Annotated in this window: 18 protein-coding genes; 6 read left to right on the plus strand and 12 right to left on the minus strand. The window is 74.6% G+C overall.

Annotated elements, in window-relative coordinates; translation table 11 throughout:
• Window positions 1-115: 115 nt before the first annotated feature.
• Window positions 116-949, plus strand: coding sequence for a helix-turn-helix transcriptional regulator (locus AB0C78_RS33345; RefSeq protein ID WP_360755742.1), 834 nt, complete (start codon window positions 116-118; stop codon window positions 947-949).
• A gap of 49 nt (window positions 950-998) precedes the next feature.
• Window positions 999-1,592 carry a pyridoxamine 5'-phosphate oxidase family protein gene (locus AB0C78_RS33350; RefSeq protein WP_360755745.1) on the plus strand — a complete coding sequence of 198 codons (594 nt, stop codon included), beginning with the start codon at window positions 999-1,001 and terminating at the stop codon, window positions 1,590-1,592.
• Window positions 1,593-1,625: 33 nt separating this feature from the next.
• Here the strand turns inward: AB0C78_RS33350 and AB0C78_RS33355 are convergent, their stop codons facing one another.
• The 4 genes from AB0C78_RS33355 to AB0C78_RS33370 all read right to left on the minus strand — a co-directional run bounded on the left by AB0C78_RS33355 (window position 1,626) and on the right by AB0C78_RS33370 (window position 4,361).
• On the minus strand, window positions 1,626-2,561 hold the full coding sequence (locus AB0C78_RS33355) for a CU044_5270 family protein (protein ID WP_360755747.1): 936 nt from the start codon (window positions 2,559-2,561) through the stop codon (window positions 1,626-1,628).
• Window positions 2,554-3,159: an RNA polymerase sigma factor gene (locus AB0C78_RS33360; RefSeq protein ID WP_360755750.1), complete on the minus strand. Its 606-nt coding sequence runs from the start codon at window positions 3,157-3,159 to the stop codon at window positions 2,554-2,556. The genes AB0C78_RS33355 and AB0C78_RS33360 overlap by 8 nt, the downstream gene beginning before the upstream one ends.
• A gap of 101 nt (window positions 3,160-3,260) precedes the next feature.
• Window positions 3,261-4,115: an oxidoreductase gene (locus tag AB0C78_RS33365; protein WP_360755752.1), complete on the minus strand. Its 855-nt coding sequence runs from the start codon at window positions 4,113-4,115 to the stop codon at window positions 3,261-3,263.
• A 24-nt stretch (window positions 4,116-4,139) separates the two neighbouring features.
• Window positions 4,140-4,361: a hypothetical protein gene (locus AB0C78_RS33370; protein WP_151546928.1), complete on the minus strand. Its 222-nt coding sequence runs from the start codon at window positions 4,359-4,361 to the stop codon at window positions 4,140-4,142.
• Between the two features lie 45 nt (window positions 4,362-4,406).
• Between AB0C78_RS33370 and AB0C78_RS33375 the strand changes: the two genes are divergently transcribed.
• The 3 genes from AB0C78_RS33375 to AB0C78_RS33385 are packed head-to-tail and all read left to right on the plus strand — an operon-like array spanning window position 4,407 to window position 5,876.
• On the plus strand, window positions 4,407-4,943 hold the full coding sequence (locus AB0C78_RS33375; RefSeq protein WP_360755755.1) for an RNA polymerase sigma factor: 537 nt from the start codon (window positions 4,407-4,409) through the stop codon (window positions 4,941-4,943).
• Complete coding sequence (locus tag AB0C78_RS33380) at window positions 4,940-5,398, plus strand: hypothetical protein (RefSeq protein ID WP_360755757.1); 459 nt, start codon at window positions 4,940-4,942, stop codon at window positions 5,396-5,398. Before AB0C78_RS33375 ends, AB0C78_RS33380 begins: the two co-directional genes overlap by 4 nt.
• A gap of 46 nt (window positions 5,399-5,444) precedes the next feature.
• Window positions 5,445-5,876, plus strand: a complete 432-nt coding sequence (locus AB0C78_RS33385; RefSeq protein WP_360755760.1) for a DUF3995 domain-containing protein — start codon at window positions 5,445-5,447, stop codon at window positions 5,874-5,876.
• A 69-nt stretch (window positions 5,877-5,945) separates the two neighbouring features.
• Here the strand turns inward: AB0C78_RS33385 and AB0C78_RS33390 are convergent, their stop codons facing one another.
• Window positions 5,946-6,608 (minus strand): response regulator transcription factor, encoded by a 663-nt coding sequence (locus tag AB0C78_RS33390; RefSeq protein ID WP_360755763.1) that lies wholly within the window; start codon window positions 6,606-6,608, stop codon window positions 5,946-5,948.
• The gene (locus AB0C78_RS33395) at window positions 6,596-7,753 is read right to left on the minus strand and encodes a histidine kinase (protein WP_360755765.1); all 1,158 of its coding nucleotides are present in this window, start codon (window positions 7,751-7,753) and stop codon (window positions 6,596-6,598) included. Before AB0C78_RS33395 ends, AB0C78_RS33390 begins: the two co-directional genes overlap by 13 nt.
• 130 nt (window positions 7,754-7,883) lie before the next feature.
• Here AB0C78_RS33395 and AB0C78_RS33400 point away from each other — a divergent pair, with 130 nt between their 5' ends.
• The gene (locus AB0C78_RS33400) at window positions 7,884-8,294 is read left to right on the plus strand and encodes a DUF6069 family protein (RefSeq protein WP_360755768.1); all 411 of its coding nucleotides are present in this window, start codon (window positions 7,884-7,886) and stop codon (window positions 8,292-8,294) included.
• 7 nt (window positions 8,295-8,301) lie between these two features.
• Here AB0C78_RS33400 and AB0C78_RS33405 read toward each other — a convergent pair whose 3' ends face one another.
• From AB0C78_RS33405 to AB0C78_RS33430, 6 genes are all read right to left on the minus strand, one after another.
• Window positions 8,302-9,786 (minus strand): protein kinase, encoded by a 1,485-nt coding sequence (locus AB0C78_RS33405; RefSeq protein WP_360755771.1) that lies wholly within the window; start codon window positions 9,784-9,786, stop codon window positions 8,302-8,304.
• 109 nt (window positions 9,787-9,895) lie between these two features.
• Window positions 9,896-10,924, minus strand: coding sequence for a family 2 encapsulin nanocompartment cargo protein polyprenyl transferase (locus AB0C78_RS33410; RefSeq protein ID WP_360755774.1), 1,029 nt, complete (start codon window positions 10,922-10,924; stop codon window positions 9,896-9,898).
• Window positions 10,925-10,938: 14 nt separating this feature from the next.
• A complete protein-coding gene (locus AB0C78_RS33415) occupies window positions 10,939-12,309 on the minus strand; it encodes a family 2B encapsulin nanocompartment shell protein (protein ID WP_360755777.1) in 1,371 nt (456 codons plus the stop codon).
• Window positions 12,306-14,585: a hypothetical protein gene (locus tag AB0C78_RS33420; protein WP_360755780.1), complete on the minus strand. Its 2,280-nt coding sequence runs from the start codon at window positions 14,583-14,585 to the stop codon at window positions 12,306-12,308. The genes AB0C78_RS33415 and AB0C78_RS33420 overlap by 4 nt, the downstream gene beginning before the upstream one ends.
• Window positions 14,585-16,018 carry a family 2B encapsulin nanocompartment shell protein gene (locus AB0C78_RS33425; RefSeq protein WP_151543124.1) on the minus strand — a complete coding sequence of 478 codons (1,434 nt, stop codon included), beginning with the start codon at window positions 16,016-16,018 and terminating at the stop codon, window positions 14,585-14,587. The genes AB0C78_RS33420 and AB0C78_RS33425 overlap by 1 nt, the downstream gene beginning before the upstream one ends.
• A gap of 472 nt (window positions 16,019-16,490) precedes the next feature.
• A complete protein-coding gene (locus tag AB0C78_RS33430; protein ID WP_225991992.1) occupies window positions 16,491-17,891 on the minus strand; it encodes an MFS transporter in 1,401 nt (466 codons plus the stop codon).
• Window positions 17,892-17,942 lie beyond the last annotated feature (51 nt).

Consider the following 17,942-nt stretch of genomic DNA (forward strand, 5'->3'; position numbering starts at 1 on the left):
CAAAACCAATAACCCCGCCCGGAAAATGAAAATTCAACCGTCCCGCCGCGGAGATCGTCACGCCCCGCGACCGGAAAACCGCGCACCGGAACCGGACTGCTCCTACCCTGGGAGCATGCCGGTGGATTACCGAGCCCCGAACATCAACGCGCGCAGCCTCGGGCAGCAGCTGCGGAAGATCCGGGAGCTCCTCGAGCTGTCCTACCCCGACGCCGCCGCCCTCGTCGGCCGCGACGCCGACTGGCTCGCCCGCGTCGAGACGGGCTTCGGCGACGCCACCCCCGAGCAGGTCGGCGCGGTCCTCGACGCCTACGGCGTGCCGGACAAGGTCCGCGCCGTCCTGGTCGACCTCGCGGCCCGCCCCGCCGGCCCGCCCTGGCTGGCCCGCCACGTCGGCCGCCTCAAGGCCCTCGTCCGCGACATCTACACCGTCGAGTCGGAGTCCCCGTACATCCACACGTTCGGCATCTCCCGCATGCCGGAGCTCACCTGGTGCGAGGAGTACGCCCGCCTGGTCTTCGGCCACCGCGAGACGGACCCCGACGAGGAGTGGGACCTGCTCCGCAACCGCCAGGAGCACCGCCCCTTCGGCGAGCCCCGCACCCTCGACGTCATCATCGACGGCTACATGCTGCAATGCGCCGGCCCGCACGCCGACGTGCTGCACACCCAGGTCACGCACCTGCTCGACATCGCCGCGGGCGCCCACGCCACCGTCCGCGTCGTCCCCGCGGGCGTCGGCGCGTACCCCGGCCTGCACGGCGCCTTCGACGTCCTGGAGTTCCCCGGCGTCACCGAGCGGATCTCCCTCGTCCACTCCGCCCTCGGCATCGACGCCGCCCAGGCCGACCTGTGGGACACCTGGAAGCTCGTCGAGGACAAGGCCCTCACCCCCGCCGCCTCCCGCACCCTCCTGGAGACCACCCGAACCACCCTCGCCGCCCGATAGCGAGGACGGCGGCGCGTCCCCGCCGCGGACGGGTGGTCATACTCGGGGGATGGGGAAGAGCTATGAGCGTATTGAGGGCAGGCTGCGGGAGTTCATCGAGGCGCAGCACATCTTCTTCACCGCGACGGCGCCGCTCGACGGGAACGGCACCGTCAACCTCTCGCCGAAGGGCCTCGCCGGGTCGTTCGCGGTGCTCGACGAGCTGACCGTCGCCTACCTCGACTTCGCGGGCAGCAACGCCGAGACGATCGCCCACCTGCGGGAGAACGGCCGGATCACGCTGATGTGGTGCGCGTTCGACGGCCCGCCGAACATCGTGCGGGTGCACGGGCGCGGCGAGCCGGTGTTCCGGGACGACCCGCGCTGGAGCGGGCTGATGCGCCATTTCCCGGACATCGACGTGACCCGGCACGGGCTGCGCGCGATCATCGTCGTCAGGGCCGAGAAGATCCGCGACACCTGCGGGTACGCCGTGCCGTTCATGTCGTACGAGGAGGACCGCCCGCTGCACGGGTCGCGGTTCGCGCGCGAGACCGACGAGTCGCTCGACGCCTACTTCCACAAGAAGGAGCACGTCGCGACCAGCATCGACGGGCTGCCGGGGCTGCCGCTTCCGCTGCCGCCGCTCCCCCGGGAGACGTGACCCCGCCCGGCCGGGACCGGGCGGGGTCACCTCTCAGGGGCGCCGGAAGGGTGCGGCGACGGCGGCCGTGGACAGCAGGGCCGTGAGGTCGGTCTGGTATCCGTCCCCCATGTCCTGCACCACCTTCGTGCCGAGGTAGCGGTACGTGCCCGGGGCCAGGATGATCGCCAGGCTGCCCGGGACCGTCCGGTCGTCGAAGGACCGGGCCAGCGCGATCCCCGGCCGCCCGAGCGCGTCCTTCTGGCCGCGGACGGCGTCGACGCCCGGGATCGTCGCGAGCGTCTGGAACAGCGCGGCCCGCAGGTCGGGCGGGATGGTCATGCTCAGCAGGCGTCCGATGCGGTCGAAGACGAGCTGGTCGCGCGAGCCCGTGTTGTCCGGGTTCTGGCCCCTGCCGTGGGCGGCGTCGGAGTACAGCCGCGCGCGGAGCGCGGACGGGCCGGTCGGCAGGGAGCGGACGTCGGCGTGCGGGCGCCGGTCGTCGTGCCCCGGGCCGAGGGCCGGAGTCCGGCGCGGCCGCGTCGCGGGATCGCAGCGGCCGCCGTACCTCTCCGAGTACGTGTCGAAGGCCGCCATCGATCCGTCCCGCCGGAGCCAGGTCTCCGTGCACTGGTTCCCGCCCGGCGCACCGGGGTGGACGACCAGTTCCCGCGTGTAGCTGTACGGCCCCGGCCCGACCTGGGGTCCGCTGCGGGCGGTGGCGGCGGCGTCGCGCAGCACCTCCGCGGCGGCGGCCGTCGCGGACCCGTGGCCCTCCGGCGCCACGACCTGCGCCATCGTGATCGCGGCGGCGGCCGCCGCCGCGGCCCCGGCGAGAAGGCCCATGGCCGCCGTCCGGCGGAAGCGCGGCGACCACCGGCGGGTGGGGCGCGCGGCGGCGGCGAGCCGGTCGCGTCCCGCGCGCAGCGCGTCGTCCGTGGGCGGCGCGACGCTGGTCCCGGCCTCGCGCAGCAGCGCCATCTCATCCATCGACGTCCTCCTCGGTGGGGTCGGCGCCGCCGAGCGCCGCGCGGAGCCGGGCCCGGCCGCGCGACAGCCGGGACCGGACGGTGCCCACGGGGATCTCCAGCGCCGCGGCCACCTCCTCGTAGGTCAGGTCGGCCCAGGCCACCAGGAGCAGCGGCTCCCGGTAGACCTCGGGCAGGCCGGCGAGCGCCCGGGCGAGCGGTCCCCGCAGCGCCTGCGCGGCCACCCGCGCCTCGCTGTCGACGGGTTCGGCGGCCGTCTCGCCGCCGAGCCGTTCCAGCAGCAGGTAGCGGGCCGTCTCGGCCTTGCGGTGCCGGGCGACGAGCCGGGTCGCGATCCCGTACAGCCACGGCCGGGCGTCCGCGCGGGCCGGGTCGTAGCGGCGCCGCTTGCGGAAGGCGATCAGGAACGTCTCGGCCATCAGGTCGTCGGCCGCGTCGGGTCCGAGGCGGCGCGCGACGTACCGGTGGATCGCGGGCGCGTGCCGGTCGTACAGGCCGGTGAACGCCTCCGGTTCCGCGAGCGATCTGCGGATCAGTTCGGCGTCGCCCTGCGCCGTCGCGGCCGGGCGGCCCGGGCGCGCCCGGATACCGATCACCACGCGGCCGGTCGTGCGGACGGCTCTGCCATCGGGGGCCTCCCAGGGTCGCGGTGTGCCTACACCGGTTATCCCTCGAACGGCGTCTCCGGGTTCCCGGCAGGTCAGCCGAGCTCGGCGAGGTCTTCTTGCGTGAGGCGGAGGCCGGCGGCGGCGACGTTCTCCTCCAGATGGGCCGGGGAGCCGGTCCCGGGGATGAGGAGGATGTTCGGGGAGCGGGCCAGCAGCCACGCGAGCGCGACCTGCGGGACGGTCGCGCCGTGGCGGGCGGCGACGGCGTTGAGGTGGTCCGCCGTGAGCGGCTGGTAGCCGCCGACCGGGAAGAACGGGACGTAGGCGATGCCCGCCTCGGCGCAGGCGTCCACGACGGGGTCGTCGTCGCGCTGGGCGATGTTGTACTGGTTCTGGACGCACGCGATCGGCGCGATCCGGCGGGCCTCGGCGACCTGCGCGGCGGTGACGTTGGAGACGCCGAGGTGGCGGATCAGGCCCTCGTCGCGCAGCGCGAGGAGGGTTTCGAGCGGCGCCGCGAGGGACTCGTCGGAGGTGCCGAGGACGCCCATCCGCAGGTTCACGACGTCCATGCGGTCCAGGCCGAGGGCGCTCAGGTTCGCCTCGACGGCCCGGCGCAGGCCGGACGGGGTGAGGCCGGTGTGCTCCTCGGCGGGCAGGTGGATGTCGGAGCCCTCGACCAGCGCGCCGACCTTGGTGACGATCACCAGGTCGTCCGGGTAGGGGTGCAGCGCCTCGCGGATCAGCTCGTTGGCCGACACCCCGTCGTGGGAGTAGTAGTTCGAGGTGTCGATGTGGTTCACGCCGAGTTCCACGGCGCGGTTCAGGACGGCGAGGGCCGTGTAGCGGTCGGGGCGGGGGCCGCCCGGCCAGCCCGACAGCCGCATCGCGCCGTACCCGATCCGCGCGACGTCCAGGTCGCCGCCCAGTGCCCACCGCTCCGTCATGATCGCCAGCCTAGCCTCCGGGGTTCACGGCCAGCGGTAGGCGGCGCCCTGCGCGGGGACGTGGTGCGGGAGGTAGCACTTCGTGGTGACGTGCTCGTCCTTGCAGTCGAGGCAGAGGTAGGTGCGGTGGCCGCGCAGGCCGCGGGCGCGGCCGCCGCAGGGCGGGCAGACGCAGGGCGACCAGCCGACGATGACGCGGCCGGGGACGAGGCGGTGGCCGCGCGGGCACAGAAACGGGACATGCACGACTCGAACATACTATCGAGTCATTCGGGAGGTAAGGTCAGGCCGGTGAGCGCGCCCGACCCCGACCCGGTGAGCGCGCCCGGACCCGATGTCGTGCGGCGCGCGCAGCGCGGCGACCTGATGGCGCTGGACGAGGTGCTCGCGGCGCTCGCCCCGTACGTGCGGCGGCTCTGCGGCCCGATCGCGCTGCAGGACGCGCCGGACGCCGCGCAGGAGGCGCTGATCGCGGTCATGCGCAACCTGAAGGCGCTCCGCGACCCGGCCGCGCTGCTCGGCTGGGTGCGGGTCATCGCCGTCCGGGAGGCGGTCCGGGTCGCCCGGCGGTCGGCGCGGGCCGTGCCCGCGGAGCCGGCCGACCTGCCCGCGCCCGGCGACCCGTCGCTGGCCGCCGACGTCCGCGACGTGCTCGACCGGCTGTCCCCCGAGCACCGCGCCGTGCTGGTGCTGCGCGACCTGGAGGGGCTGGACGAGGAGACCGCCGCGCGGATGCTGCGCGTCCCGGCGGGCACCGTCCGGTCCCGGCTGTTCCGGGCGCGGGCGCGGTTCCGGACGAGCTGGCGCAACGAAGGGAGCCCGCCGTGACCTGGCCCGCCGGAGAGCTGGACGACGTGCGCCGGCTCCGCGCGCTCGCCGCCGCGTACCCCGGCGTCCTGCTGGAGGAGGCGCTGCTGCCGGCCGCTTTCGAGGACGTGTGGACGGTGCTGGGCGACCCGGAGAACGGCTTCCCCGGCCTGGTGCCCGACGTCCGGTCCCTGCGCGTCACCGAACGCGAGGGCGAGCGGATGCGCGCGATGGTGCACGGACGGTCCGGCCTGCGCGCGCGCTTCGACATGGTGCTGCGTCCCGGCTGGTGCCTGATGCAGAGCCGTTTCCTGGTGTTCGGCATGGCGGCCGTTCCCGAAGGGAGCGCGACGCGCTTCGCCTACATGGCCGGGCTCCGCCTCCCGGGCATGCGGGTCGCGGGCCCGGTGCTGCGGCGCGCGGTCGGCCCGCTCGTCCTGCGCCGGTTCGTCCGGCGGTTCACGCCGCCGGAGTGACGCGGATCACGGGAGTGGTGCGGGACGTCCGCGTCCTCTTCCAGGCATGAGCATTCTCGAACTGGCGGCTCTCCTCGCCGCCGCCGTCCTCGGCCTCGACGCCGCACTGCACGTGTACTGGATGACCGGACGCACCTGGCCCGCCCGCGACGTCACCACCCTGTCCCTCGGCCTGCTGAACGCGGAGGTCCCGTTCACTCCGCGGGTCCTGGCACCGCTCGTCGCCGTCCTGACGGCCGGGGCGGTTGCCGTGCCGGCGCGGGCCGGGATGATCCTCACCGGCGTCCCCGGCTGGATCCCGGCGGCCGGGACCGTCGCCGTCGCCGCGGGCGTCGCCCTCCGCGCGGGCGCGGGCGTCGTCTGGGCGCTGGGCGTCGGAGCCCGCCGGGACTCCGCCTTCTACAAGCTCAACCTGGCCGTCTACACGCCGCTGTGCATCGTGCTGACGGCCGCGACCCTGCGCGTGGCCATCGGCTGACCTTCCGGGACGCCCCGGCCGTGGCGGTCCGCCGCCACGGCCGGGCAGCAGGGTTGCAAGGCGACGGGGTCAGGCGAGCCCGGCGTCGTGGGCGAGCAGGGCGATCTGGGTGCGGTTGTCCAGGTCCAGCTTCGTCAGGATGCTCGACACGTGCGCCTTGACGGTCGCCACGCTCATGAACAGCGCGGCGCCGATCTCGGCGTTCGACCGTCCCTCCGCGATCGCGACGACCACGTCGCCCTCGCGCGGGCTGAGCCGCCCGAGCGCGGCCCGCGCGCGCTCGTAGGCGCCCGCCTGGACGGCGGCGCGGTCCATCAGCCGACGGGTGATCCGCGGCGACAGGATCGGGTCGCCGGACGCCACCTGCCGGACCGCCTCGACGATCTGCGCGGGCGGCGTGTCCTTCAGCAGGAACCCGCTCGCGCCCGCGCGCAGCGCGTGCAGGATGTTCTCGTCGGTGTCGAACGTGGTCAGGACGATGACCTCGGGCGCCGGGTCGCGGCGGCGCAGGCCGCGGGTCGCGGCGATGCCGTCGACGCGGGGCATCCGCAGGTCCATCAGGACGACGTCGGGCGCGTGCCGGTCGGCGGCCTCCGGCACCTCCGCCCCGTCCGCCGCCTCCCCGACGACCGAGATCCCGTGCACGCCGTCCAGCATCATCGACAGGCCGGCACGGACCAGGGCGTCGTCGTCCACGATCAGCACGCGCAGGGGGCGGGTCACGCCGGCCATGGTAGCCAGGCGCGGAGCCGGAACTCCCCGGCGGCGACCTCGTGGTCCAGCCGCCCGCCCGCGAGGTTCACCCGCTCGGTCAGCCCGACCAGGCCCGTCCCGGTGCCGGGGGCGAGCGGGGCGGTGCCGTCCGGCGGCAGCGGGTTCCGGATGTCGATCACCAGCCGGGTGCCGGGGCGGCCCTCGATCGCCACCCGGACGGGACGGCCCGCCGCGTGCTTGCGGGCGTTCGTCAGCCCCTCCTGGACGACCCGGTACGCGGTGCGCCCGGCGGCGGCGGGCAGCGCGGCGGGCTCCTCGACGTCGTCGCGCAGCTGCACGCTGCCGCCCGCGTCGCGGGACTCCGCGACGAGCGCCGGCAGGTCGGTGAGGACGGGCTGGGGCCGGTCGTCGTCGCCGCCGTCCTCGTCCCGCAGCACGTTGATCACCTCGCGCAGCTCGTCGAGGGCCTGGTGCACCCCGGCGCGGACCACCCCGGCGGCCTGCGCGAGCTTCTCCGGCGGCGCGTCCGGACGGTACTCCAGCGCGCCCGCGTAGGTGGCGAGCAGCGACAGCCGGTGCGCGAGGACGTCGTGCATCTCGCGGGCGATGCGGGTGCGCTCCAGCATCCGGGCCTCGGCGACGCGCCGGCCCTGCTCGGCCTCGGCGCGGCGGGCGCGCTCGCGCAGCGAGGCCAGCAGCGCGCGGCGCGCCTGCGTCAGCGCGCCCCACCCCACCAGCGCGCCGTAGGCGAGGGCGACCAGCAGCACCCACCAGCCGTAGCTGATGCCGCCCATGGGCCGCCAGAGCCCGCGCGCCGCGTGCGCCGCGAGCCCCGCGGCGCCGACCGCGACCGCGACGGGGAACCGGCGCCGTTGCGCGATGTGCAACGCGCCGAAGGTCGCCGCCGGCGTCGCCGCCGGGGACAGCGCGGCCAGCACGGTCAGCGCGAGCGTGCCGGCCACCGGGCGCCACAGGACGAGCGGCGACAGCAGGCAGGCCAGCGCCCCGATCGCGATGTCCGGAGCGAGCGGCATCGGGTCCCCGGCGGCCCGGCCCCAGAGCGTCACCGCGCCGAGCGCCCCGACGGCGGCGACGACCCCGGCCGCGCCGGCGGCGAGCCGCGGGCTGCGCCGCTCCACTTCGCAGACGTCCTCGCTGTTCACGGGGCCAGCGTAGGACGGCCCCCGCGACCGCGACACCTACCGAAGTAGGGGGTGCCCCGGCCCCGGGACGGATCCGCCGCAGCCGCGCGCCCGATGCGCCGCGCCCCGCCCGGCGGCGATCGTTGCCGGCATGAACGAGATGACCCGAACCCCTCCCGCCACCGGAGGCGTCGCCGCCCGGCGCGCCCTCACCATCGTCGCCGCGGCCGGCGCCGCGCTGCTCGTCTGGGTCGCCGCCGACCCGATCGGCGGCGCCGGGATGCACGCCCGCGGCCAGCACGTCGGCCCCGCCGCCATCGTCGTGTTCACGCTGCTGATCGGGCTGGCGGGCTGGGGCCTGCTGGCCGTCATGGAGCGCCGCGCGAAGCGCCCGGCCCGCACCTGGGGCCTCACCGCCGGCATCGTCCTCGGGCTGTCGATGACCGGCCCGATGGACTCCGAGGGCCTCGGCACCTACGCCGCGCTGTCGGCGATGCACCTGGTCGTCGGCGCCGTCCTGATCGCGGGCCTCGGCCGCACCGCCGCGCGCGCCCGCTGCTAGTCCGCTGCTAAGAGGCGGGCTTCGTCGTGTAGCAGTAGTTCGACTTGCCCTTGAAGTAGTGCTGGGCGCGGGGGTCGTCGTACCGCCAGCGGCACCCCGCGTCGAGCTGCGCCTTCGACATCAGCTGCGCGGCCCGCTTGTGGGCCACGCAATACGCGCCGGGCTGCGGGGTGTCCCGGTACTCCTCCCACTCCCAGCCGAGCTTCGCGCAGTACGCCGAGAAATGGCCGGGCCCGAGCTCGACCCGCTTGTACGACGGTGTGGACGACGGCCCGCCGGACGGCTTCCTCGACGGCGCCGTCCGCGACGTCGGCGAGCTCGGTCCCGGACTGGCGCCCGGGCTCCGGCTCGCGCTCGGGCTCTCGCTGCCGGGCACGTCCGCACGTCCCGCCTCCCCGGCGCGCCCCTGGTCGGCGACGGTGCCCGGCGTCCCGTGCGGCGACGCGTGCGGGCCGCCGCCCGTCTCGCCGTCCGCCATCTGCACGATCCCGAACACGGCCGCGCCCGCGACGACCGCGGCTCCGGCCCCGGCCAGCACGCCCGCCCGCCGCCGGACGCGCCGCCGCTCGTTCGGGACGGTCGACGCGTCCGCCGCCGGAACCGCCCCGGACGAGACGGGCCCGGGCGGCGGGGCCGCCGGAACGCCGCTGCCCGCCGGAACGCCGCCGGGGGCGGTCTGCTGCGAGCGCCGGACGAGCCGGTCCAGCACGTTCTGCGCGGTCGGACGCCGCGCCGGGTCCTTGGCGAGGCACTCGGCGAGCAGCCCCCGCAGCGGCTCCTCGACGCCGTCGAGCCGCGGCGGCTCGTGCGCGATCCGGTTCATCACGATCGGGATCGACTCGTTGCCGAACGGCGGGCGGCCCGTCGCGGCGAACACCATCGTCGACGCCCACGCGAACACGTCGACCGCGGGCCCGAGCTCGCCGGGCTGGAGCTGCTCGGGCGCCATGTACGCGGGGGTGCCGACGGCGCGGCTCACGACGGTCTGCGCACCGGACAGCGCCCGCGAGATGCCGAAGTCGATGACGCGCGGGCCGTCCGCGGCGAGCAGCACGTTGTGCGGCTTGAAGTCGCGGTGCACCACCCCGGCGTCGTGCAGCGCGACCAGCGCCGTCGCCGTCGCGATCGCGAGCCGGTCCAGCGCGCTGCCCGACCGCGGCCCGCCCTGCCGGACGACGCTGCTCAGCGGCGGCCCGTCGACGTACTCGCTGACGATGAAGCGGCGGTTGCCGAACGCCCCGGAGTCCAGCACCTGGGCGGTGCAGAACCGCGCGACCTGCTTGGCGGCCTCCAGCTCGCGCGCGAACGTGTCCAGCGCGCCCGGATCGCCCGTCAGCTGCGCGTGGAACAGCTTGACCGCGACGCGGTCGCCGCCGCCGTCGGGGACGGCGGCGTAGACGACGCCCTGCCCGCCCTCCCCGATCCGCCCGGTGATCCGGTAGCCGCCGAGGCGCGGCGGGTCGGTGGGTTCGAGGGGATGGAGGTCCGGCACACCGGCACTATAACGACGGCGACGCCGGGTTTTCCCGGGGTTGACAGCGTCTGTCCGGCGGGCCGGGTGCTCGCCCGGGGCGGGCACCCGGACCCGGACGAAAGGCGGGTCAGTGGTCGCGGTGGGTGAGCAGGTGCGCCACCGACCGCAGCTCCGCGGCGGCCGCCGGGACGGGGTCCGCGGCGTCCAGCTCGGTGAGGGCGCGCGCGACCAGCGCGTCCGCCTCCGCCGCCGCCCACGCGCGCCCGCCCGCCGCCTCGATCAGCGCGGCGGCGCGGGCCGGCTCGTCGCCCGCGAGCGCCCCGCGCCGCAGGTACAGCGCCGCGAGCTCCTCCCCCGCCGCCGTCCCGGACGTCAGCGCCGCCACCACCGGCAGCGACTTCTTCCGGTTCCGCAGGTCGGAGTGGACGGGCTTGCCGGTGACCTCCGGGTCGCCCCAGATGCCGAGCAGGTCGTCGACCAGCTGGAACGCCAGCCCGAGCCGCTCGCCGAACGCCTGGAACCGGGACGCGCGCCCGGCGCCGCCCCCGTACAGGGCGCCGAGCGCGCACGCGCCGCCGAGCAGCGCGCCGGTCTTCCCGCCCGCCATCGCCAGGCACTCGGCCAGCGTGACGTCGGCGCGGTCCTCGAACGCGGTGTCCGCGCTCTGCCCCTCCACCAGCTCCAGGACCGCGCGGCTGAGCACCCGGACCGCGCCCGCCGGGTCCGGGGACGGCGCGTCCGCGAGCGCCTCGTAGGCGCCGGCGAGCAGCGCGTCCCCGGCGAGGATCGCGGCGCTGACCCCGAACACCGTCCACGCGGTGGGCCGGTGCCGGCGGGTGCGGTCGCCGTCCATGACGTCGTCGTGCAGCAGCGAGAAGTTGTGCGTCAGCTCGACCGCGACGGCGGCCGGCAGGGCGGCGGCCGCCGTCCCGCCGGCCGCCTCGGCCGCCAGCAGCGTCAGCGCCGGGCGGACGGCCTTGCCGCCCGCCCCCGCCGCCGGGCGGCCCGCCTCGTCCCGCCAGCCGAAGTGGAACTCGGCGATGGCGCGCATCGAGCCGGGCATCGCCTCGACCACGGCGCGCATCGCGGGCTCCACCAGGTCCCGGCTCCACGCCAGGATCTCGGCGGCGGATCGGGCGGAGGTCTCCACCGGCATGTCCCGTCCTCCCGTCAGCGGCCGATCTCGACGTTCTCCAGCACGCCGAGCGCGTCCGGCACCAGCACCGCGGCCGAGTAGTAGGCGCTGACCAGGTAGGACAGGATCGCCTTGTCGTCGATGCCGGTGAAGCGCACCGACAGGCCGGGCTGCACCTCGTCGGGGATGCCGGTGCGGTGCAGCCCGATGACGCCCTGGTCGTCCTCCCCGGTCCGCATCGCGATGATCGAGGTGGTGCCGGTCGGGCCGATCGGGATCTTGTCGCACGGGTAGATCGGGACGCCGCGCCACGCCTGGACGCGGCGCCCGCCGTCCACCTCGGCGGTGCCCGGGTACACGCCGCGGCGGGTGCACTCGCGGCCGAACGCGGCGATCGCCTTCGGGTGGGCGAGGTAGAAGCGGGTCTTGCGGCGCCGGGCGAGCAGGTCGTCCAGGTCGTCGGGGGTGGGCGGGCCGCCGCGGGTCTGGATGCGGTGCCGCAGGTCGGCGTTGTGCAGCAGGCCGAAGTCGCGGTTGTTGACCAGCTCGTGCTCCTGCCGCTCGCGGATCTCCTCGATGGTGAGGCGGAGCTGCTGCTCGATCTGGTTCATCGGCTTGTTGTAGAGGTCGGCGACGCGGGTGTGGACGCGCAGCAGCGTCTGCGTGACGGCCATCTCGTACTCGCGGGGCGAGGCCTCGTAGTCGACGAACGTGCCGGGCAGGACGGCCTCGCCCTCGTGACCGGACGCCAGGTCGATGGCGGCCTCGCCGTGCCGGGTCTGCGGCGGCTTGGGCGCGTCGCGGTACTCGTCCAGGCGCGCGCGCAGCGTCTCCGAACGCTCGGTGAGCTCGACGATCGCGGTCGGGGACAGCGTCAGCACGATGGCGGGGGTGAGGGCGCGGAACGTGTGCGGCCACTCGCCCGCGTCGCCGAGGAGGGCCTCGTCGCCGAAGAAGTCGCCGCCGTCGCGGATCGCGACCTGCGTCTCGCCGCCGTACTCGCCGGTCCCGATCTCGGCGATCTTGCCGTGCGCGATCAGGTGGACGCGGTCGAGCGGGTCGCCGGCCGTCGCGATCGTCTCGCCGGGCGCGTACTCGGCCTGCGTGAACCGGCCGGCGACGGCGTCCAGGACCATCGCGTCGAGCCCCTTCAGCTGCGGCAGCTCCGCCAGCTCGCCGGGGATGACGCGGACGTTGGCGCCGTCGTTGACGAACGTCACCCGCCCGTCGCCGAGCTCGTAGGTGAGGCGGCGGTTCACCCGGTAGGTGCCGGCGTCCGCCCGCACCCACGGCAGCAGCGTCAGCAGCCACCGCGGGGTGATGCCCTGCATCTGCGGCACGGACTTGGTGGTCGTCGCGAGATTGCGCGCTGCCCGCGTGCTCAGGGCCAGCTGCGGGTCGGTCATGTGCCGCTACCTCCGGGGATCGCTGGTTGGGTCTGGCTGTGCCGCACCGGTGCGGGGCGCGCCGGCCGGAACGGTGTGCGGGCCGCCGAGGCGCCGAGCCCGGACGGGCCGGACGGGACGCGGAACCGCACGGGCGGGACAGGCGGCGGGGCGGCCGGCGGGGGCGCGCCCGCGGGCCGGGCGTACCGGCCGGTCGTCGTGGACCAGCGCAGGTCGCCGGCCATCCAGCGGCGCATCGCCCGGACGTACCGGGCGAGGCCGTCGCGGGCGGCGGCGTCCAGCCTGGACTCGGCGGCGAGGATCGGCAGCTCGGCGGTGGCGGTCCGCTCGAACTGCCGGACGCGGGCCTCGACCAGGTCGGCGACGATGTCGGCGGCGCGCTGGGTCCCGCAGCCGAGGAACCGCTCGACGGCCACGACCGCGTTGTTGAGCCCGTCCTCCCCGGCCTCCTCGGGAGCCGCGACCTCCTTGGGGTAGGAGAGCAGGTCGTTGCGGAGCCCGGCGATGTCGGCGAACGTGTCGTGCAGCGCCTGCATCGGCGTGGACGCGAGGACGTCCGGCGGCAGCCCGCCCGCGTGGGCGTGCCGCAGCAGCGCGGCGGTGAACGCGGCGCCGCTCGTGCGGCGGCGCATCTCGATGTAGTCGACGGGGTCGGGGACGCGGTTGTGGACGAGCCCCGCCAGCTCCCACAGCCAGCTGTCGGCGAGCTGCCGCAGCGCGTCGTCGAGCCCGGCGCGCTCGTCGCCGGACATGGCCTCCCCGGTGCGGGCCCGCAGGTCGGCGAGCCCGCGCTCGACCGGGTCGGACGGGACGTGCGCCTCGGGCGGCGCGAGCAGCCGGGCCGTGTACGCCCTGGCGCCGAGCAGGTCGCGGGGCCGCTTGAACCGTTCGGCGAAGAAGTCGTCGAAGAAGAACCGCCACAGGTGCCAGTCGGCGATGAGCTCCAGCTCGGGGCCGGGCGCGTCGGGGTGGGTGAGCGCCGCGAACATCGCGTAGTCGGCGGCGTCGAACGCCTCGGGCGTCCACGTACCGGGGACGTCGACGTCGAGCATGCCCATCTTCCGCGCCCACTCCGCCGTGTGCGCGCGCAGCCCGGCGACCCGGGGGTTGAGCAGCGGCTCGTACGGGAGCGAGAACTCGGGCATCCGGAAACCTCCGCCGCCGGCCCCGGCGTCCGGAGGCCTGGTCAGCGACCGGATCCGCACCGCCGACGTCCCGAGCCCGAGCAGCCCGGCGACCTCCGGCAGCCCGGGCGGGACGCGCCGCCGCACCGCGCCCTGGTTCATGTAGCGGCTGGACCGCAGGTGCCACTGGTGCCCGCCGGACTGCCAGTCCTGCAGGCCCCGCGCGTAGCGCAGCACGTCGCCGCGCTCGGCCGGGCTCAGCGCCTCCTCCTCGAACAGCACCGGCAGCTCGGTGACGGCCGTGTGCTCGAACTGCTGCATCCGGGACGTGAGCAGGTCGTTGGTGATCTCGGCGGCGCGCTGCGGACCGGTCCCGAAGAACCGCTCCATCACCAGGACGCCGTTGTTCACCTCGCCCTCGCTCTCGGTCTCCCGCTGGTAGGAGAAGATGTCGTTGCGCAGGTGGACGGCGTCGGAGAACGCGTCCTTCAGCACCCGCAGCGGGCGCGTCCCGGCGACCCGCGCCGGCACCTCCGCGCCCGCCGCGACCTCGACCAGGTCCGCCGACCACGGCGCGCCGCCGACCTTGCGGCGCATGTGCACGTAGTCGATCGGGTTCGGGACGCGGGACTCGTCGATGTTCGCCAGCTCCCACGCCGACTCCTGCAGCAGGTTGCGGGTGCTCTCGGCGAACCGGGCCCGCCACTCCCGCGACATGAGCGGGACGGTCCGCTCCCACAGGTCGGCGAGACCCCGCTCGACCGGGTTCGCCGGCTCCGGGGGCGGCGGTCCCCCCGCCTTCACCGGCATGAAGGCGGGGAGCCGCGCGAGGTACTCCTTGGCGCCCGCGAGGTCGCGGGGCCGCTTGTACCTCTCGAGGAAGTGGTCGTCGAAGTAGAACACCCACACGTACCAGTCGTTCACCAGGTCCAGGACGGGACCGGGCGCGTCCGGGTGCGTGTACGCGGTGAGCAGCGCGTAGTCGTGCGCGTCGTACTCGTCCTCGTCCCAGACCTCGGGCCCCGTCTCGTCGGGGCCGAGGATCCCCATCTCGTGCGCCCAGCGGCGGGAGTGCGCGCGGGCCGCGTCGACATGGGGGTTCAGCCGCGCGGGGTGCGGCACGTAGAACTCGGGGAGTTCGAACGGTCGCACTACGCCGCACCGCCGTGCGCGACCTCGACGGACTCCAGCATGCCGAGCGCGTCCGGCACCAGGACGGCCGCCGAGTAGTAGCAGCTGACCAGGTAGTTGATGAGCGCCTTGTCGTCGATGCCCATGTACCGGACGGACAGCCCCGGCTGGTACTCGTCCGGCAGCCCGGTCTGGTGCAGGCCGATGACGCCCTGCGCCGCCTCGCCGGTCCGCATCAGCAGGATCGAGCTGGTCGCGGTCCGGCTGACCGGGATCTTGTTGCAGGGGAAGATCGGGACGCCGCGCCAGCCCGGCACCTTGTGGCCGCCGACGTCGACGCTGTCGGGGTAGACGCCGCGGGCGCTGCACTCGCGGCCGAACGCCGCGATCGCCTTCGGGTGGGCGAGGAAGAACGCCGGGTCCTTCCAGACGAGCGTGAGCAGGTCGTCCATGTCGTCGGGGGTGGGCGGGCCGGACCGGGTGTGCACCCGCTGCGCCAGGTCGGTGTTGTGCAGCAGCCCGAAGTCCCGGTTGTTGACCAGCTCGTGCTCCTGCCGCTCGCGCAGCGCCTCGACGGTCAGCCGGAGCTGCTGCTCCACCTGGTCCATCGGCTCGTTGTAGAGGTCGGCGACGCGGGTGTGCACCCGCAGCACCGTCTGCGCGACGCTCAGCTCGTACTCGCGGGGGGAGCCCTCGTAGTCGACGAACGTGCCGGGCAGCACGGGCTCGCCGTCGTGCCCGGACGCCAGGTCGATCGCGGCCTCGCCGTGCTCGTTGCTCGCGCGGTCGGGGCTCGCCCGGTAGGCGTCGAGGTGCTCGCGCAGCGAGGCGGACTGGCCGAGTGTCTCCTGGAAGTCGGCCTCGCTCATGCTGAGGACCGTCACCGCGGTGAGCGCCTTGACGGTGTGCTCCCAGGTCGCCGGCTCCGCCCCCTCGTCGGAGCCGACGAGCGCCTGCTCGCCGAAGAAGTCGCCGTCGGCGAGGGTCCCGTGCACGGCCTCCGCGCCGTACTCGCCGGACCCGACCCGGCTGAGCTTGCCGTGCACGACGAGGACGACCCGGTCGATCGGCCGGCCCTCCTCCACGATGACGTCGCCGGGCTCGTACTCCTGCTGGGTGAAGCGGCCGGCGAGGGCGTCCAGGGCCAGGTCGTCCTCGTAGCCGCGCAGCGGGGGCAGCTCCCCCAGCTCGCGGGGGATGACCCTGACGTCCGCGCCGGTCGTCACGAACGTCACCCGCCCGTCGCCGACCGTGTAGGTGAGCCGCCGGTTGACGCGGTAGGCGCCGCCGGACGCCTCCACCCACGGCAGCAGCTTCAGCAGCCACCGGGAGGTGATCCCCTGCATCTGGGGGACGGACTTGGTCGTGGTCGCCAGGTTCCGCGCCGCAGAGGTACTGAGGCTCAACTGCTCTTCCGTCACGTCCACACCACCGATTCGTCGTGGGTCTGCCATGGATCAGCCAACGGAGACGCTACCGACCGTAATCGAACGGGCGCAACGAGCTATATGTTCGCCTACGGGCCACAGAAGTCAGACCGTCCGGCGATAGCCCGGCGCGAGGCCCGCGGGAGCGCGCCGCCCGGCCGGCCGGGCGCGGCGTGCGGCGGCGGGCGTTCGACCAGCGGTTTTACCGTCCATGAAGGTTTCGCCGCAGGTCAGAGGGGGTGTGACGTGACGCGAATCACGCTGTCCGGCGGCCCGGGCAGGGAAACCCGGGCCGCATCCTGGTGTTACGCCTGATGAGCATCGGACGCGGGACGGACGCGTCCGGCCGGAGACGGAGGGAGGCCCCCGGTGACCACCGTGTGGACCGCGCTGGCGATCGAGACGACGGCCGCGCTCGTGATCGCGGGATCGCTGGTGGGCTGGGCCCGCCGGCACTTCGCCCGCTGACGCGCCCCGTCCCCCGCCCGCGCGGCGGGGGTCAGCGCCGCGCCCCGGAGCCCACCGGTTCCGGGGCGTTCTCCATCCCGACCCGCTCGATCGGCACGTTCGCCGTCTCCTTGATCATCAGGATCGGGACCAGCGCCACCGCCGCCGCGATCATGATGTAGTACGCCGGCACGTAGTTGCTGCCGGTCACGTCGATCAGCGACCCGACGAGCACCGCGGCGGTCCCGCCGAACAGCGACGTCGAGATGTTGTAGCCGATCGCGAACGCCCCGTACCGCACCTTCGTCGGGAACATCGCCGGGAACGTCGCGCCGATCACCGCGAGCATCAGCACCAGCAGCCCGCCGATGATCGCGTACCCGAGCACGATGCCGAGCCAGTTGTTGGTCTGCATCAGCGCGAACGCGGGCCAGCTCAGCAGCAGGAACCCGACCGCCGCCATCAGCAGCACCGGCCGGCGCCCGATCCGGTCGGACAGGTGGCCGGTCGGCAGGATCACCGCCATCATCGCGGCCTCCACCCCGATCGTCACCAGCTGCGACTTCACGCTGCCCATGTGCAGGAAGTCCACCAGGTAGGACGGCATGAAGGTGAGCAGCGTGTAGTCCGCGACGTTCAGCAGGAAGACGATCCCGATCAGCATCAGGATGATCTTCCAGTAGTGCTGGAGCGTCTCCTTCAGCGGCGACCGCGCCTTCTTGCCCGCCTCCTCCATCCGCTGGAACGTGGGGGTGTCCTCGATCCGGGTCCGCACGTACAGCCCGACGATGCCGAGCGGCAGCGCGAGCAGGAACGGGATCCGCCAGCCCCAGGAGTGCATCGCGTCGTCGCCGACCGCGAGGTTCACCAGCAGCACGAGCCCGGCGCCCATGATGTAGCCGGTCAGCGTGCCGAACTCCAGGAAGCTGCCGAAGTAGCCGCGCCGGTTCGTCGGCGCGTACTCGGCGATCATCGTGGCGGCGCCGCCGTACTCGCCGCCCGTGGAGAACCCCTGGACGAGCCGCACCGCCAGCAGCAGCAGCGGCGCCGCGATCCCGATCGCGGAGTAGCCGGGCAGGATGCCGATCACGAAGGTGGAGCCGGACATCAGGATGATCGTGGTGGCGAGCACCCGCTTGCGGCCGAGCTTGTCGCCCATCGGGCCGAAGAACAGCCCGCCGAACGGGCGGGCCAGGAACGCCGCGGCGATCAGCGCGAACGAGCGCAGCGTCGCGCTGCCGGAGATGTCCGAGGGGAAGAACTTCGTGCCGATGATCGAGGTCATCACCCCGGCGCTGAACACCCCGAAGTCGAACCACTCGATGCAGTTGCCCATCGCGGACGCGATGACGGCCTTGTGCACCGCGCCGAGGTCCACGTCCTCCCGCGCGGCGTGGTCGCCTCCGCTGGCCGTCCCCGTCCCGGCGGGCTCCGGACCGGACTCTGCGTTCATCCGCACCTCCCGGCTTCCCTCTGCCCGAAGATCGGCGGAGTTAACGCCCGG

This window comes from Actinomadura sp. NPDC048394 (assembly GCF_040651755.1).
GTDB lineage: Bacteria > Actinomycetota > Actinomycetes > Streptosporangiales > Streptosporangiaceae > Spirillospora > Spirillospora montaniterrae.

Coding starts and splice junctions, on each gene's coding strand:
- AB0C78_RS33350 (WP_360755745.1), top strand. CDS start 999: ATGGGGAAGAGCTATGAGCGTATTGAGGGCAGGCTGCGGGAGTTCATC.
- AB0C78_RS33345 (WP_360755742.1), top strand. CDS start 116: ATGCCGGTGGATTACCGAGCCCCGAACATCAACGCGCGCAGCCTCGGG.
- AB0C78_RS33385 (WP_360755760.1), top strand. CDS start 5,445: ATGAGCATTCTCGAACTGGCGGCTCTCCTCGCCGCCGCCGTCCTCGGC.
- AB0C78_RS33365 (WP_360755752.1), bottom strand. CDS start 4,115: ATGACGGAGCGGTGGGCACTGGGCGGCGACCTGGACGTCGCGCGGATC.
- AB0C78_RS33390 (WP_360755763.1), bottom strand. CDS start 6,608: ATGGCCGGCGTGACCCGCCCCCTGCGCGTGCTGATCGTGGACGACGAC.
- AB0C78_RS33425 (WP_151543124.1), bottom strand. CDS start 16,018: ATGGCAGACCCACGACGAATCGGTGGTGTGGACGTGACGGAAGAGCAG.
- AB0C78_RS33410 (WP_360755774.1), bottom strand. CDS start 10,924: ATGCCGGTGGAGACCTCCGCCCGATCCGCCGCCGAGATCCTGGCGTGG.
- AB0C78_RS33400 (WP_360755768.1), top strand. CDS start 7,884: ATGAACGAGATGACCCGAACCCCTCCCGCCACCGGAGGCGTCGCCGCC.
- AB0C78_RS33415 (WP_360755777.1), bottom strand. CDS start 12,309: ATGACCGACCCGCAGCTGGCCCTGAGCACGCGGGCAGCGCGCAATCTC.
- AB0C78_RS33430 (WP_225991992.1), bottom strand. CDS start 17,891: ATGAACGCAGAGTCCGGTCCGGAGCCCGCCGGGACGGGGACGGCCAGC.
- AB0C78_RS33355 (WP_360755747.1), bottom strand. CDS start 2,561: ATGGATGAGATGGCGCTGCTGCGCGAGGCCGGGACCAGCGTCGCGCCG.